Annotated in this window: 10 protein-coding genes and 1 pseudogene; 8 read left to right on the top strand and 3 right to left on the bottom strand. The window is 55.1% G+C overall.

Features of this window, described 5'->3' with window-relative positions; all coding sequences use genetic code 11:
* Nucleotides 1-46 precede the first annotated feature (46 nt).
* Nucleotides 47-409, top strand: coding sequence for a hypothetical protein (locus RA167_RS15305; RefSeq protein WP_139337216.1), 363 nt, complete (start codon nucleotides 47-49; stop codon nucleotides 407-409).
* A 796-nt stretch (nucleotides 410-1,205) separates the two neighbouring features.
* Nucleotides 1,206-2,360, top strand: a complete 1,155-nt coding sequence (locus tag RA167_RS15295; RefSeq protein WP_076788495.1) for a hypothetical protein — start codon at nucleotides 1,206-1,208, stop codon at nucleotides 2,358-2,360.
* Nucleotides 2,361-3,050: 690 nt separating this feature from the next.
* Here the strand turns inward: RA167_RS15295 and arsC are convergent.
* Nucleotides 3,051-3,407 (bottom strand): arsenate reductase (glutaredoxin), encoded by a 357-nt coding sequence (gene arsC / locus RA167_RS15290; protein ID WP_076788493.1) that lies wholly within the window; start codon nucleotides 3,405-3,407, stop codon nucleotides 3,051-3,053.
* A 1,055-nt stretch (nucleotides 3,408-4,462) separates the two neighbouring features.
* On the opposite strand from arsC, the gene parA reads away from it, so the two are divergent.
* Nucleotides 4,463-5,122, top strand: a complete 660-nt coding sequence (parA, locus tag RA167_RS15285) for a ParA family partition ATPase (protein ID WP_076788492.1) — start codon at nucleotides 4,463-4,465, stop codon at nucleotides 5,120-5,122.
* 23 nt (nucleotides 5,123-5,145) lie between these two features.
* On the top strand, nucleotides 5,146-6,249 hold the full coding sequence (locus tag RA167_RS15280; RefSeq protein ID WP_076788490.1) for a ParB/RepB/Spo0J family partition protein: 1,104 nt from the start codon (nucleotides 5,146-5,148) through the stop codon (nucleotides 6,247-6,249).
* A gap of 38 nt (nucleotides 6,250-6,287) precedes the next feature.
* On the opposite strand, the gene RA167_RS15275 is transcribed toward RA167_RS15280, so the two are convergent.
* A complete protein-coding gene (locus RA167_RS15275) occupies nucleotides 6,288-7,634 on the bottom strand; it encodes a replication initiation protein (RefSeq protein WP_076788488.1) in 1,347 nt (448 codons plus the stop codon).
* Between the two features lie 1,887 nt (nucleotides 7,635-9,521).
* Between RA167_RS15275 and RA167_RS15270 the strand changes: the two genes are divergently transcribed.
* A complete protein-coding gene (locus RA167_RS15270; protein WP_076788487.1) occupies nucleotides 9,522-10,691 on the top strand; it encodes a DNA-binding protein in 1,170 nt (389 codons plus the stop codon).
* 1,024 nt (nucleotides 10,692-11,715) lie between these two features.
* Here the strand turns inward: RA167_RS15270 and RA167_RS15265 are convergent.
* Nucleotides 11,716-12,267: pseudogene (locus RA167_RS15265) on the bottom strand (helix-turn-helix domain-containing protein); the annotation flags it as partial.
* A gap of 226 nt (nucleotides 12,268-12,493) precedes the next feature.
* Between RA167_RS15265 and RA167_RS15260 the strand changes: the two are divergent.
* From RA167_RS15260 to RA167_RS15250, 3 genes are all read left to right on the top strand, one after another.
* Entirely contained in the window at nucleotides 12,494-13,693 is a 1,200-nt protein-coding gene (locus RA167_RS15260) for a glycine C-acetyltransferase (RefSeq protein ID WP_076788482.1), read from the top strand.
* A gap of 9 nt (nucleotides 13,694-13,702) precedes the next feature.
* Complete coding sequence (gene tdh, locus RA167_RS15255) at nucleotides 13,703-14,731, top strand: L-threonine 3-dehydrogenase (RefSeq protein WP_076788480.1); 1,029 nt, start codon at nucleotides 13,703-13,705, stop codon at nucleotides 14,729-14,731.
* Nucleotides 14,732-14,821: 90 nt separating this feature from the next.
* Complete coding sequence (locus tag RA167_RS15250; RefSeq protein ID WP_076788478.1) at nucleotides 14,822-15,358, top strand: hypothetical protein; 537 nt, start codon at nucleotides 14,822-14,824, stop codon at nucleotides 15,356-15,358.
* Nucleotides 15,359-15,784: the final 426 nt, after the last annotated feature.

The following is a 15,784-nucleotide window of genomic DNA, read 5'->3' as shown; positions in this document are numbered from 1 at the left end:
AACATGCCGGGCGAGGCCCCTAGCAAGCTTGTCGGCGCATCACTCGATGACGCTGTCTCGCCGCCGCGGTGACTATTATTGCGCCACGAACGAGGTCTCGGCAAACGGCTACATGTCGTCCGTCCAGCCCACCCACGCGAGTAAAACCGGCCGTCTCTCCCCTCTGAGCGATCTCGTCCATGCTGTACGTCTAGATCGTCTCATGCTGCGCGGAACGAACTTCCAGGTCCAGGTCCGCCGCACGGCCTATGCACCAGCAGTTTTTAATATTCAGCCCAAGTTCACTGTCAGCCTTTCGAAACGAAGCACCGGTGCGGGCAAACGGTCGGTCTATGGCAGTTACATCGTATGTCTGTGCTGGTTTAATAAAACCACCGCCTTTTTATCTCGACGGCAAGCCAGTTTATGACAACCTTCTGTGTCGCGGCCAACACGCGAATTACAGCGATGATATCGGTGTGATTAAAGCGCAACACCCAAACGAACTCGCATAGGCAAAACAGCGACACCGCGATAAGCGAGGCGTTTTTAAGCGTTTTGTCTGCAGCGTGCGCTTGCTGTTCATCGTCGCGTACGACACAGCGAACTGATGACGCCCTACAGCAACGGCCTCGTCGAGGGGCATGTCAATCTCGTACACGCGTGTTGATCGGTGCTGACGGTGAAAAAGCCACTTCCAAGTTGCTGTTGACAGCATGGAATGACCGGGCGAGTTCCGTGGAATATGCGGGAAGGCAGCGTAGACCCGGAATGGGACCGGTAGGAGGAAAGCGCGGGTTGACCACGTGAGAGCATGCCTCACCTTATCGTTTGCCGCCAGAATGGCTCGCATGGCATGCCCTGGCTTCGGTTACTTCTCAGCGTCGTGCGGTGCGTGCCGCAACAATAACCTCACCTTTCTTGCCACCACAGGCAGCCGCCACGCGGCTGACACGCCCATAATGGATACTCGTTATTTGTTTGCTCCCCACACATCGGATCCGACCTCGCTTCGAACCGAGATGGACAACAGGGCCGAAGCGCCGACACCGCAACCCATTCAGCGACCAGCTCCGCGCTCGATGAGCGGGCATGCGTTACCGATGCTGAGTTGGTCCTCCAGCGATCGGCGTGGACCGCATACGCGGCCGGAGAGCCGCCACGCGTATGGCATGACGTGGCACCAGACGGTCCAGGTGGGATCCGCCCACCGCCCCACATCGTCTATGGCGTCAACGCCGGCGCGGCGAGCCGAATGGCCATCCGACGCCTCGCCGCCAGGCGTGGCGACCCGAACCGCGCCGGCCGGCCTGCGCAACGCCACCCGTGCCAAGGGTTACACGTTTCGTACCAATCCCCAGGACGCTGCGCTTCTCCAAGATCTGTCCGCGCGCCTGGCTGCCTATTTTGCCTATTGCGACTCGCGGGATGCGGATAAATCATTGAAAAAGAGTACTATAGAGCATCACGTGCGTAACTTACAAGGGCTATCGGAATGGCTGATAGAACAGCCTGAGCAAAGCCTGACCAATGTGCTGACACGGCTTGAAGCCGGTCATCTGTCAGATCTCGACCAAAAGCAATTATTCACTCGGTATCAGGCCAACCCGGTAGGCGGACGCAACGCCCAAGATGACGCTTCGTCCATCGGCGCCTCAATCCGGTGGCTACGAAAGTTGCGGGTATGGGAGTGCGAGCGGGCGTTGAACAGCATCGATTTGCCGGGAGTTGCTAAACACCCTGTGCCCGCAGAGATAGATACTCAGGTCAAACAGGAACTGATTGCGTACTGGTTGGCGACGCAATCTTCGACGCAAACCGATGAAAAAGTGCTTCAACAGGCTTCGCATTTGTCACCACACGATAAAACCGTCTTAAGATCATTGGCACGGTGGTTTTCCAAAACATACGATCAAACGGACAAACTGGATTGCATTGCCAAAAATGCAAAGCCGGACATGCTAGATTTAATCATTGAGCATTACAAGTCAAGCGCCAGTAAATTTTATAAAGAAAAAATCAATGCATCAATAAAACGCCTTATTTCAGGAGAAAAAATTGTATTCAACAGAAATCTGGATGCGCAGTTGCATACGGATGATAAGCTGGCAATCGATATTATCAAACAACATCCATTTGATAAGACAACTATCACGGCATTTAAACAGCTTGCCATTTGGGAAAGAGATCAGCCGCAGCCGGTGGACTTGGCACAAATTATTGCAAATCCGGCCTATCAAGCTCACTCTGACAGGTTATTGAAAGCATTCGACAATGATAATAATATATTACCTGATTATAAAATCCGTGTAAAACGAGAGATCCCCAAGGCTCAAGGAAACGACGAGTTGAAGCAAGCGTTGAGTAAGCTATTGCCTTAATGCGTGAAACGACCCGCCATCGGTCATCGAGCGATTGACATTGAATTTTAACATACGAGTGTCACGCCATTGACAAAACTTGGCCCTGCAATATCCGATACCCCTCCTATATCGTTATTGAGAGCGAAGTTGGCGATCGGGCAAGCCTTGAAAGTTACTGAAGATCAGCGGCAACTATGCCGAAACCAAAAACAAACCCGCCGCTGGCATTGCCAAAGGACTGAAGCGCCTGCGCTATCCGCTACACATGATGTTGTTATAAATATGCTAGAAGCTGGCTGCTCCACAGTCTCCAGCATACATTCAACTTGTCATACTGTGCCGCAATACCTACAGCCGGCATGCGCTTGAGAATCGCACATGGCGCCGGGGCTCGAACAGGCGGCACAGGTCAGCGTCGCGGCGCACGAACAGAAATAGTCTAGGCCGGAGACGGAAATGTAACGATGGCATCTGGTGCCTACTACTGTGAAAAACTCAAACTCCAGTGTTTGCTCCATCGGGCACAGGCAGTCATCGGTCAACAGATCAAGGCCCATCTCCCGTCGTGCCAAGTGTGCGGGGCAGGGCCAACGCGATGCGCTCACGCTGTTCCTCGATTGTACGCCGCCAGCTGTTATCGGATTCTTATACTGACACCAGATGTATTCGTGCAAGCACGTTGGCGATACCTGTCAAAGCTGGTGTCGCTTAATCGAACAGTGTGGCGACCTGCTCGGGCGGCCGTCCGATCACAGCCCGGAAATCGCGAACAACAATCGGGCGTTGCAACAATACCGGATGGTCGGAAACCACCTTAAGAAGCGTGTCTTCAGATAGCGAGGTATCGCCCAACCCAAGTTCGGCGAAAGTCGGCTCATTGTCCCGAATCATTTCGCGCACCGGCACACCCAACAATGCATGCAGCTGTTTCAAATCGTCGAGTGTAGGGGGTGTTTTCAAATATTCGACCGTTCGGACTTCCTCGCGTCCTGCCAACTCGTCAACCAGCAAGGCGTAGGCGGCGCGTGATTTCGAACAACGGGGATTATGATAAATCGTAATCATGGATACCTCGGTCACGACATGATGAGAAAATGAAGAGCATCATTGTGCACGGTGAATAACCTGCAAGCACGCACGTCACGCATCGCGCCATTGCGAACGCTCATCCGCAGTGCTATCAGCAATATAATTTCATAAAAATTTAAACTGTGTCGATATAAATCGAATGAAAGCGATTGTTGTGACCTGCGATGTTAGAGCCAATTGTGGCGCGTGAAAATTAGCCACTACGTAGTAAAGCAATACTGCATCAAATCCCTGGTTACCAGCGGCAACGATGAATGACTGATCTCTAGGAATGCATCGAACCAATAGAGGAGGCGAAGCTTTATGCGGATAAAGTCAGCACCGTATGTGCTGTGGCAGCCGTTCACCCATTCCATCTGCCTTAGCGACCGGAGCTAGCTTTTAACGTCGATCTCTGGCACCTCCTACGCAAAACGCCTCGCCAAAACATTGGCTTTGCTTCGCAGCTGAAGATCAACACATGTCTAAGGTTCACCGCATCATGCTCACGATTCATGCAAAAGCCACTGATCCATCCCTTGACATGGCCTCCGCACCACTCTCTTGTGTATTGGAAGTCATGTCTGATTAAGGCTGATAAAGCACTCGTCGCGGCAAAGAAGAAATCATCGAGCATCAAATATCTTATTGCCAATAGGCTGTCAAATCACCTCCTCCAGGTGTGCACAGCATTCACTGTCCGTGAGACCTATTGGTGGTTACCTGGATCGATTGGATAGACCAGGCGCCTCCAACCAGCTGGCTTCTGATATAACGCAACTATCGGTAAGTCATGGGACACCCTTTACAAAACAATCAGACAAGCCTTCGCCGATATCGCTGTTACCCACCTCCTGCCGGCAGGCGGGCATCGTCAAACCGTACCCTGTCGACCACCACGTAGGCAGCCCATGCGACGCTCTCCTGCCTCTGAGTCCCCATCCTAATTTATGCGCATAAAGTCTCGGCTGAACGACATCCTCCGAACGGGTTATGGATTTTCAACCGCAAACTCCGATATACTCCTTAAAGTTTATCTAAGGGAGTAACGAGTGGCAGCTGAAATCATTGCGGTTACTCAGCAGAAGGGGGGCGTGGGCAAGAGCACGATCGCAATGCATCTTGGCGCAGCGTTCCATGAAAGAGAAAAGAAAGTTTTGGTCGTCGACGCGGACGGGCAAAATACATTGGTCCACTGGTCTAGCGCCGCCAGTGAAGAATCAGGCATTCCGTTCCCGATTGTGAACTTAGCGGAGGCAGGGGGCCAGATCCATAGAGAAATCAAGAAATTCGTCAACGATTACGATCTCATCATTGTGGATTGCCCGCCATCGATCACAGAGAAGGTCTCCGGCGTTGTACTGCTGGCGGCCAGTATCGCGGTTGTGCCAACGTCTTCGTCGCCGGCCGACTATTGGTCGAGCGTTGGTCTGGTCAAGCTGATCCAGCAAGCGCAGACAATGAACGAAGATTTGAAAGCCGTCTTCCTCCTCAACAAGACCGAAGAAAAACGGATGCTGACACGCGAATTGAAGCGCGCGCTCGAGGAACTCGGCTTCCCACTTCTGAAGACTCAGATCCCTACTCGCGAGTGCTACAAGCAGGCGATGGCGTTGGGACAAACCGTCCTGCAAATGTCGGACCGTGGCGCCAAACTGGCAAGCGCCGAAATCCGAGCCTGCGCCGATGAAATCGCGGCGCTATTGCAGTGACTTTATGCGCATAAAGGAGCCGTATGAAATCCTCTCAACTCGCCCGAGGCTTCCAGGCACGGCCGGATACGACGACCAGCGAAAAGCGAACAGCACTGGAACGTCTCAACGCGATCGACACGTGGGTCAAGCAGCCCAGTAGCCCCGATACGCCCGAACCGGTCGCGATTGCTAAAAAGGACGGGGCGCCTGATCCGTCCGAGACCATCACCCCGCGCTCCAACGAATCGGCGGCGTACCGCGCGTGGCGTACTGCAAATGGATATACACCGGGACAGGTCATTGAGTTACCACTAAAAGCGATCAAACCCAGTCCCTTCAATCCGCGCCATTTCTACCTGAAGTCGTCGATTGCCGAACTTGCCGTGAACCTTGCCAAGCAAGGTCAGCAGCAGGCTATTCACGTCATTCCGGATCATCAAAACCCCGGCACATTCTTCGTCAGTGACGGCGGCCGCCGCGTGCGGGCATTGAGAGAAGCCAACAAGGAAAGTGTCAGGGCAATCGTCGTAGACTTGCCTATTGGCATTGAGAGCTATAAGCTCGGCTATGATTTGAACGTCCAGCGGGACTCGCAAACAGTCTTCGACAACGCCATCGTATGGCGACGCTTTCTCGACGAGCAGCATTTCCAAAGTCAACGCGAACTTGCCGAGCATCTTGGCATTGATGAGTCGACAGTTGCCGTCGCATTAGGCATTGCGAAACTCCCGGAAGCCGTCATGCAGGAAATGGTGGCTAGGCCGGATCGGTTTGGCTCTAACATGGCGTACCAAGTTGCCCGATATCATTCCGCAAAGGGTACAGATGCCACGCTTCGATTGATCAACAAAATCGTCGCCAACGACCTCAGCACCCGGCAAGTTGCCGATATCGTCAAGGGCAGGGGAGTATCTAGTGACGCGCCCAAGCCGCTGCGCCGACAGCGCTACGCGCAACGGCTGGAAATCAAAGTCGGCGGAGCGACGCTTGGCGACCTAAAGTCGTATGGTGACGACCGCCTTGAGTTGAAGCTGAAGGGACTGACACGGGAAAAGCGCGACGAATTGTTGGCACAGATCGAAGCGCTATTGATGCCAAAAACCTCGGACACCAGTGGCCACGGCGCCAACACAACCGACGCGTAACACCCCGCACGCGCCACCGGCAGCATTCCGCAAGACGATTATGCTGCGGCGCGTGCGTGGTTCAACGTGAACGCGAGCAGGTCGCCATCCGTCGGCTCGCCCCACGTTTTCAGCGCCAGCCAATCAAAAAAGGCCGTCTCGGCGATCTTTGACGCGATGCCACGCTTACGCCATTCGTCCCGCAGGTGAGCGCCCAGACCCGGCAACGCTTCGTCCTCGAATGATTCCCGGGCAAGCTCCCGCCCCGCATCGTCCTGCTCGTCATAAAGCTCACGCGCCTGTTTGCGACGATACGCAGCGTATTCAGCCAATAGCCGGGCCTTTGGATCCTCTTCTCCAGCGACCTTCTTGACTTGCAGCGTTGGGACTTCTTCGACCGGCGGCGCGTAGCCTTTCTTCAGGGCATCCTTGAACAGCGCCGCAGCACTGCGTACCGCAGGCAGCGTCGTGCTGCGCATCCGTTGCTCGGTCATCTGCAACGCGGCGCGAATGCGATTTTCTTCACTGTCGGCGTACAGCGTCTGCGCCTCTTTCAACGGAATACCGAGCTTGACCATGCGATCGACCAACGTGCTGTCGAACACGTTTGGATGTTCATCGAGCGCCAGCATCGGTTGCTTGCGCTCTGCTACTCGAAACTGGATTTCCGATACACGCCGTCCTTCACGATGCTCGATCAATTCAACATTAATATTGGTTACCGCATTCACTTCCGCGATCGCAGGACGAAGATAATCGCGCTTGAAATACTTGTATTCGCGCTTGGCTTCATCGCCAGCCTCCGAGTCCGGTGTTCCGGACAAGATGGGACGCCACCACTCCCATGGCTCACGCATCGTAAGATGGCTTGGATTGGTTAAGTAGCGTACGCAGATCTCATACAGCGCCAACCCGGCACTGCTACGCAGTTGGCTTTGAAACTGCAAGCTCAGGCGGGCATACTGGACCGGATCGAGAAGCTTCTTCTTGATCTTCGGGGCAAACGAGAATTCGACCCATACGCGCCGGGTAGTCGCATCCTCGAGAATTTCGGCGTCCGCGATTAACGTTGAGATACCCCACTTGCGTCCCGGTTTCTGGCTCGATGTCCCAGTGCTCCATTCGACCTGCACCGATACCATCCGACGCAAATGTTCCTTGACCAGCGCCGTGTCATTAGAGTCGAACGCGGAATTTGCGACGATATCCGAAAGCAACGCCCGATAGGTGTCGCCCGACTCATCGGCTTGCTGCGCAACAGCCAACAGCACATTGAACAGCTTGCGAGTCAGCAAGGTAATCTTACCGCTCTTGGGCTGAATCGCGATGGCTTCAACGGCCTTGCGCAACTCCGAGGAGTTCGGGCTGACAACATCGGTCTTCTTCTTTGCAACGCGGGTGGCCATGTGTCAGGTCCGGACAGTGGTTGCTTGAAGAATACCCGCTATGGTGAGAGCCGTCTACATCCATCGTCTCACCCCTGATGGGTGAGACACCGCGAAAACACCCACCTCACCGCGAGGTCCCCCGAAGATTCTCACCTATGAAAATCGGGCTGATACGGTAACGCCCCTTGTAGTCGGGGCTGCAGACGTATGCATAACCGTCTCCCCCTCTACGAACCCTAAAATTGAGTCCCGAAAAGCCTCACCTTTGGCCTGTCGCAAAATTCATACGTCGGCTGAAATGGACTGCATGTCCTTGTCCTTAAAGCGGTTTTTGTTACGATTGCAGATAAGCAAAGGTTTATTGCAGGCCTTTCCTGAAAACGCTCACCGTTGATCAACGACCTGCGCCCCGCTGGCGGGGGATCGACAGAACAACGCTCTCTTATTGCGCTGCAAAACCTCCCGAAAACGCTCACCTTTGTCGGGAGGAAAGCCGCCACAGTCCGTCATTGGCCATATAACACGCCGAAAACACTCGTCATAGCGCTCGAAAAAGGGGCACCTACCCGTTAAAAGTGCATGCGGCTTCGAGGCCAAATGCTATAAGTCCCGAAAACCCTCACCCTTACGCAGAACATTGAACAGCATCAACCCCGGCGACAGTGCCCCCCTTCTTCTGTCCTGAGGCCCCGAAAAAGCTCACCTTTATAGTATAGCAGCAATGATACGGTGCTCAGAATCCCTTATAAATCAAATACTTCATGAAAAGTGACGGCTCACCCCACGTAACGGAACGGCCGAAATGGCATTGTATGCTCACGCTGGCCGATCCTGTAAAATCTCACCTTATTGCCCGGTAACGCCTACTGAACGGCCTACCTAAGCTGCAATCCGGCTCCCGAAAAGACTCACCTAACGGTGCCGTCATGCTTACTTGAGCAAATATTCGTACTGAACTCCCGCTCAATGCGCCTTCATGCCGTTCGGAGGCGAGCCATGATCCGCGAAGGAAGAGAAAACCACCGCCCCCGAAAAAGCTCACCTTTGCAGCGCCACGATACGCAGAACGCCGTCTACCTTACGTCTACTCCCGTATCGGCTCACCTTGAAAGGCGCTTAAGTCCCGAAAAACTTCACCTTGCCAAAAAATTGAGCAACGAAAGGCAGCCCCGCACGGCGACCACTACCTCCTGAAAAAGCTCACCATAATGTTTTTCAACCAAATACTCCACCGCACCAACGCTTTACTGGTTGGGGGCCCGCGCGGGTATCGTCCTGAAAAGTCTCACCTATAGCCACCAAAGCTGCGTGACCTGCCCCCGAATCCGCTCACGATGTTTCCTGTCACTCCTCACCGGACTCCCTGAACCCCATCACCGTGGCATCCCGTGAAGTCTCACCTGAGTTCCTGGAAACCCTCACCTTGTCGCCCGGAAAGCCATGCCAGACAAGGGTTTGAGCTGGCGTTAACGTTTTTAAAGATACTTCTACGTGTTTCTGTTAACTGACTCAAGAAACCCGCGAGTCTCTGAAAAAGCTATGGCATAACGCGCTACTGTGGTTACCCTGTACCACTGCAATCATCAAAGTAGCAACCGCTACGCTTTTTCTCTTTAGCTAGCCGGCGTTCTGGGAGCACCCAGCGGGGATTAACTAGCCTAACCAACTGGGCTAACCGGGCTCGTGAAACATTAAGTTAAATCCTGCGGAGTGCGCCAAGCACTTGGAACATAAGGATATTTTTGACCGCCCTATTTAATGTTTCACACCGATTCCAGTTCCTTTTACTCAAAATATGGTGATCCAACACCATGGCAGGGAGAGTAACGCTCAGTGAATAAATTGGTAGCAAATCTTACGTAGTTTGTTATGATTGCTCCAGTTGACTATGCTAGGCTTGCTCCGATGAATGATGAAGACAAGCAGGCGATACGGGACGAACTGCTAAGCTTGAAAGCGCAGGGCACCCGGCGTCGCGAATTGTCGCTGCATGCGTGTAAACGTCTATTTTTCGATCACGCGGTCCGCCCAACACTAGCCAATGTCCGGGAATTGACCGGTGTCGGCAGCGCCAGTGACATTCCGAAAGATATCGAGTTTTTCTGGGAGCGAGTGCGCGACACGTCAAAGGTGCGGATCGATGCCGGTGTACTGCCGCCAGCGCTCCACAGCACCGCTGGCGAACTGCTTCGCAGCCTTTACGATGCCGCACTTGCCGCAGCACGGGATGAACTCGCGCAAAAACGTGTCGAGATGCAACAGACTATCGCCGCAGCAGAGCAAAAAGCCCGAGATGCGCAGCTATTGTATGAGCATGCCCGTGCCGAATTACAACGGCATCATGACGCGTGGACTGGTGCAACGCTCAAAGAAGGGGAATTGGCCGAGCGGCTGGCAACCGAACGGACCATGGCCAGACGGGCGCACGAACAAGTGATCTTGCTGAAAGGCCGGTTGGCGGATAGCGAAGCAGAGATTTCGACGTTACGCAATAAAGTCGAGTCACTACAGACTGAGTTGAAAGCCCGTACTGAGCACTATGCAGCCGAGATTAAGGATGCCATCGCGAACGCTGAGCGCCGAGTCAAGCCGTTATTGGTCGAACTGGACACGCTACGTTCAGCCTCGTCTTCGTACCAAGCCGGCTTGCGTGAGCAAAGCCGTAAGGAATTCGAGCATGTCCAGCAACTAGCGGCAATCAAGGCGCGTGCCGACACGCTGCAAAACCAACTGGATACAAAGTCGGACGAAGTTGACCGATTGAGTCGGCAAATAGAGCAGTTCCGCGTACAAGCGGGCGTACCGTCGACACTTGGCAAATTGGTTGCCGACCTGGCGCTAGCTGGCCGTCTCACCCATGAGGAAATTGCGTCGATTGGTACCGCTGTTGACGGTTTCGTCGCACTGCCATCGACATGTGCGGCATGCGGTGATGCGGAGCCTGAACTGTATGAGCACGATGGACGCTTCGAATTGCAATGCCCAGCATGCGAGCGCACCTCCGGTGAAGCCCCTTCTCGGCTGTCCGCTTATAATCGATTTGCCGCTGCCGTCTCATCATCGGTATCAAGCTGAACGTGGGACAAGCGGCTTGCAACGCTGTCAGCTTGGCGGCTTACGATACAGCTAGGCTAAGCGATGCGCTGACGCAAGGCGTCACACTGCATTCAAAGGTGAGATTTTTCGGGAGCTATCATTTGGTACATTGCACTGCGGGGCGGCCGCGCTCGCATCTGAATAGGCCGTAAAAGGGCATTGCGGCGCTGGATATCTTTTGAGGTGAGCTTTTTCGGGAGATAAGGTGATATTTTACAGGACATTGATGGAAGCGCTTTCGCAGAAAACGATGGTGAGAATCTTCGGGGGCTGAGGAGTGAGCTTTTACAGGATCAGGACATGAGCCGCCACGGGGGGGACCTGAGGCCTGCCGTCTTGCTGCGCCATCCGGTTGTTCGCTGAACGCGTCCGACCACGTATCCTCGTTTGACTGGATGTCGGGGCTGAGCACGTGCCTCTGCATCTGCGTTTACCATCGACGGATCCCTGTCATCGTGCTGCTGCCTGCATAAGCATAAAGGTGAGGGTTTTCGGGGCCTATAGCAAAATCCAGGCAATTCGTTCCACATCGCGGATGTCATCTTTCCCTCGGTAATCAGTGGAACGCGATGGATTGGCGGAGAGCCGCTGGCTAGAGCCTCTCCCTTTGACATGTCAGTGTTTACGCGTCGATAGCCTTGATGCGCCGTGTACAACCAGCTGTTCAGTATCGGGATCTATCTGCATTACTAGAAAATGGCCTTTGCCGTGCGTGGCAAGGTTTGGCAAATCGTGCGCATAGGTACGACCCGCCCCCCGGAAAAATGGCAACATGGACGTTGATCGTGGTGTGACCAACAGAATCCCGTGCAAAAAATCGCAGATATGCCAACGATTGCCGACCTCGATTTAACATCGGACAACTAATGTTTGAAAAGATGGAGAGCAGCCGGCGTGAATGCGGCTTCTACGGCTAAGGTGAGGATTTACGGGAGAGGGGGAGGCTTTATCGGCGAGCTATGGTCGTGACTCGCCGACGTGGATGGGGATCACGTTGCCGTCGTTATGGGTGTACGACGACCAACAGTGCCGTGGCTTTGCCCTTGCCGGCGTTGCGGATGGCGTGCGGTTTATCTGCCGGGTAGCGTGCCGTTTCCCCCGCCTTCAGTTTGCGGCTCGACGGACCCGATTCCAACTCGATTGTGCCATGCAGCACGGTCAGGTGTTCATGCGTATGGGGCTCGTGTGCACCGGAAACTAGCGCACCGGTGGACTGCAGTGTCAATTCATACCACTCGAATCGGCCTGCCAACTCGATCGGGCCCCAGACCCGCAGCTGATATTTCGCGTCCGTGCCGGACAGCGTCGGGATGTCATGCGGGCCGGCGACCTGTATGGGATCCGCGTCATGGCTTGCCGATGCAAACAGGCGATCCAGGTTGACGCCGAGCGCATTGGTCAGGCGCCAGGCCACTGCGATTGTGGGATTGGCTTTGTCGCGTTCGATGTCGGATAGCATCGACTTCGATACCCCCGCCGCGCGGGATAAATCCTCGAGCGTCATTTTGCGTTCGTTGCGCAACCGCTGGATGTGGGCGCCAACACGGGGAGGCGTAACACCATCGTCGCTCCGCGTGCTGCCTGGCGGTTTGCGCGGGGGGTACGGCGCGCCGGCGAGCGTGGGCCGGAACTTGTCATGGATGTCTCGGTAGAGTAAATTGTTCGATATACCGAACATGGATTCGATATTGAATCGGTTCAGCAAGCCAGAATGCTTGGATGTTAACAGGCTAAGCGCTGCGGCTTGCATCGGCATTATGCATCCCACCTCAGGAGTGTTCATGAACGACGCTTATCTCGCGCACGTGCGCACTATGCTGGAGCAGATCCGTGCAGACGGATTTTATAAGTCAGAGCGCGTGATTGTCTCGCCACAATCATCGAGCATCGCGCTGGTGGACGGTGCTCAGGTGCTAAACTTCTGTGCGAACAATTATCTGGGCCTTGCTGATGACCCGCGCATCGTGAAGTCAGCAAAGGACGGCTTGGACCGGGATGGGTTCGGCATGGCGTCGGTACGCTTCATTTGCGGGACCCAATCGGTTCACAAACAACTCGAAGCGGCACTAGCCTCGTTCCTGCACACCGATGATGCTATTCTTTACTCTAGTTGCTTCGACGCAAACGGTGGATTATTCGAGACCCTGTTGACGGAGGACGACGCGGTCATCAGTGACGAATTGAATCATGCAAGCATCATCGACGGCATACGGTTATGCAAGGCCAAGCGCTTTCGATATCGGAACAACGACATTGACGACCTGCAAGCGCAGTTGCAGGCGGCCGACGCGGCCGGTGCGCGGTTCAAGCTAATTGCGACCGATGGCGTATTCTCCATGGATGGGAGCATCGCGCAGTTGAAGGCGATCTGCGATATGGCGGACCGTTATGGCGCGCTGGTCATGGTCGATGACTCGCACGCTGTCGGTTTCATTGGGGAGCACGGACGGGGCACGCCCGAGCACTGTGGTGTGCAGGACCGGGTCGACATCATCACCGGGACACTGGGCAAGGCGCTGGGCGGTGCATCGGGCGGATACGTCGCGGCCCGTGCGCCGATCGTCGAGCTGCTGCGACAACGCTCGCGGCCATACTTGTTCTCCAATACGCTCGCGCCCAGCATCGCGCATGCGTCGCTCACCGTGCTGGAATTGCTGCGCAGCGACGAAGGGGCGGCATTGCGCCGACGCGTTCGCGAGAACGGCGCCCGTTTCCGTCGCGCAATGAGTTCGCTGGGCTTTACATTGATTCCGGGTGAGCACCCGATTATCCCGGTCATGCTTGGCGATGCGCAACTCGCCGGCCGGATGGCCGAGGCATTGCTGGCCGAGGGAGTCTATGTAATCGGGTTTTCGTATCCGGTGGTGCCGAAAGGACGGGCGAGGATCCGCACCCAGATGAGCGCCGCGCACACGCCGGAACAGATTGATGCGGCCGTCGATGCGTTCGAGCGCGTCGGCCGAGCATTGAATGTCATTTGAGGAGCGCCCATGCGTGCGCTGGCGAAGCTGGAGCCGGGACCAGGCCTGACATTAACTAGGGTGAAAAAACCGGAGATCGGACATAACGACATATTAATCCGCATCGGCAAGACGGCGATCTGCGGCACCGACCTCCATATCTGGAAGTGGGACGAGTGGGCGAGCAAAACCATCCCGACTCCGATGCACGTCGGACATGAGTACGTCGGCGAAATTGTCGACATCGGGCAAGAAGTGCGAGGGTTCAAGGTGGGCGACCGAGTATCCGGCGAGGGTCATATTACTTGCGGGCTCTGCCGGAACTGTCGCGCCGGCCGGCGTCATCTGTGTCGTAATACTATCGGAGTCGGCGTAAACCGCGCAGGCGCGTTTGCCGACTATCTGGCGATTCCGGCCTTCAATGCTTTCAAGATACCGGATGACATCGACGACGAGTTGGCCGCGATCTTCGATCCATTTGGCAATGCAGTGCATACGGCGTTGAGTTTCAACCTTGTCGGTGAGGACGTGCTGATCACCGGTGCGGGGCCGATCGGCGCAATGGCCGCGGCAATCGCCCGCCATGTTGGTGCCCGCAATATTGTGATCACGGACGTCAACGAATACCGACTCGAGCTTGCCAAGAAGATGGGCGCAAGCCGTACTGTCAATGTGTCGCGCGAATCATTAACGCAGGTTATGCACGAACTCGGCATGACCGAAGGATTCGACGTCGGACTCGAAATGTCGGGCGCGCCGAGCGCGTTTACATCGATGCTGGAGCATATGAATCACGGTGGCAAGATTGCGCTGCTGGGGATCCCGCCGGCAAGCACTGCGATCGATTGGAACCATGTGATCTTCAAAGGACTGGAGATCAAGGGGATATACGGACGCGAAATGTTTGAAACTTGGTACAAGATGATCGCGATGCTGCAAAGCGGGTTGGACTTGTCGCCGATCATTACGCACCGCTTCCCCGTGGAGGCATATCGCAGTGGTTTTGATGCAATGTTGTCCGGACGCAGTGGCAAGGTCATCCTGGATTGGACGGCGTAGTCGATTCTGCAGGGCGTATGAACCGAGGTTCCCCGCTGGGGATGCGGTAAAGTGCGTGTTTTCCGGCCCTGGCTTGCCTTTGGAGAAAGCATGCCTATTCGAACGATGTTTCAGCATCGCGATGCTCGCGTGCGCGTCAGCTTGACGTTGTTGTGCATAGCGATATCCGGATTCGGGGCGCCGCGTGCCTACGCCGGCTGGTGTGACCAGGGTATATGGATCGACGCAATGCTGAGGTCGTACCATATTGATCCCGATCCGTCGAAGCGCTTCGAGCAGTTTAATCCGGGGGGCGGCGTCGAGTGTTATTTCTCGCCGCAGTGGGGTGTGACGGCAGGGTACTTTCGCAATTCGATTCGGCGTCCATCGTTCTACGGCGGTGCTGTATGGGCACCGGAGTTTGTCCATTGGAGATGGTTTCGGGTTGCCGCGATGGGTGGCGTGATTTCCGGCTACAACTACGGTCGTTGGGGAATGGGACACAATCGGACCGTCGGGCCGGTTCTGGCCCCCGTACTAATGGCGAATTTCAAGCGTGTTGGCGCGAATTTCATTTTGATTCCGCCGATACCGTCGGAGAAACTGCCGTTCACCGTGGGGTTCCAAATAAAGGTTCGTGTCGATTGAATCTCTAACGAAATCCAATAGAGGCCGCCGCCTGCGAATTTGAAGATCTGCGGGCACAGGCTAGTAGCCGATCATCGTGCATTCAGGTGAGATTTTTGGGGGAGTGCTATCGGTGTGACCGATGTCGCCCGGACGCTTGGGTTGACACGAAGGCGACAGTCATCGTCCCGCGTTACCCCCACCGTCGGAAGTCGCTGGTATTTTTCCATCTCTTTTTAAATCTTTCGATTGCTGGCTCCATTACCAACGTGGACGAAACCAAGATCCTTGGAACGGGAGAATGCTCGCCGCCACGTCGCTGCAGCGCGACGCGACGAATCGGTGGCGCTTGAGTACAGCAGCGTAGACCTGCTGCGTCATGGTCGATTTGCAGCCGGATATTGATAATTGGGCCCGTAGGGCACAGACTTCAAACCGCGTGGAAGC

Source organism: Mycetohabitans endofungorum, from assembly GCF_037477895.1.
In the GTDB taxonomy this organism is placed as follows: domain Bacteria; phylum Pseudomonadota; class Gammaproteobacteria; order Burkholderiales; family Burkholderiaceae; genus Mycetohabitans.
This window is presented reverse-complemented; position numbering and strand designations above follow the sequence as displayed.

Bases quoted from the DNA above. Each gene is read 5' to 3' on its own strand.
- RA167_RS15305 (WP_139337216.1), top strand. From the start codon at position 47: ATGACGCTGTCTCGCCGCCGCGGTGACTATTATTGCGCCACGAACGAG.
- RA167_RS15280 (WP_076788490.1), top strand. From the start codon at position 5,146: ATGAAATCCTCTCAACTCGCCCGAGGCTTCCAGGCACGGCCGGATACG.
- RA167_RS15270 (WP_076788487.1), top strand. From the start codon at position 9,522: ATGAATGATGAAGACAAGCAGGCGATACGGGACGAACTGCTAAGCTTG.
- RA167_RS15295 (WP_076788495.1), top strand. From the start codon at position 1,206: ATGGCGTCAACGCCGGCGCGGCGAGCCGAATGGCCATCCGACGCCTCG.
- RA167_RS15250 (WP_076788478.1), top strand. From the start codon at position 14,822: ATGCCTATTCGAACGATGTTTCAGCATCGCGATGCTCGCGTGCGCGTC.
- arsC (WP_076788493.1), bottom strand. From the start codon at position 3,407: ATGATTACGATTTATCATAATCCCCGTTGTTCGAAATCACGCGCCGCC.
- RA167_RS15275 (WP_076788488.1), bottom strand. From the start codon at position 7,634: ATGGCCACCCGCGTTGCAAAGAAGAAGACCGATGTTGTCAGCCCGAAC.
- tdh (WP_076788480.1), top strand. From the start codon at position 13,703: ATGCGTGCGCTGGCGAAGCTGGAGCCGGGACCAGGCCTGACATTAACT.
- RA167_RS15260 (WP_076788482.1), top strand. From the start codon at position 12,494: ATGAACGACGCTTATCTCGCGCACGTGCGCACTATGCTGGAGCAGATC.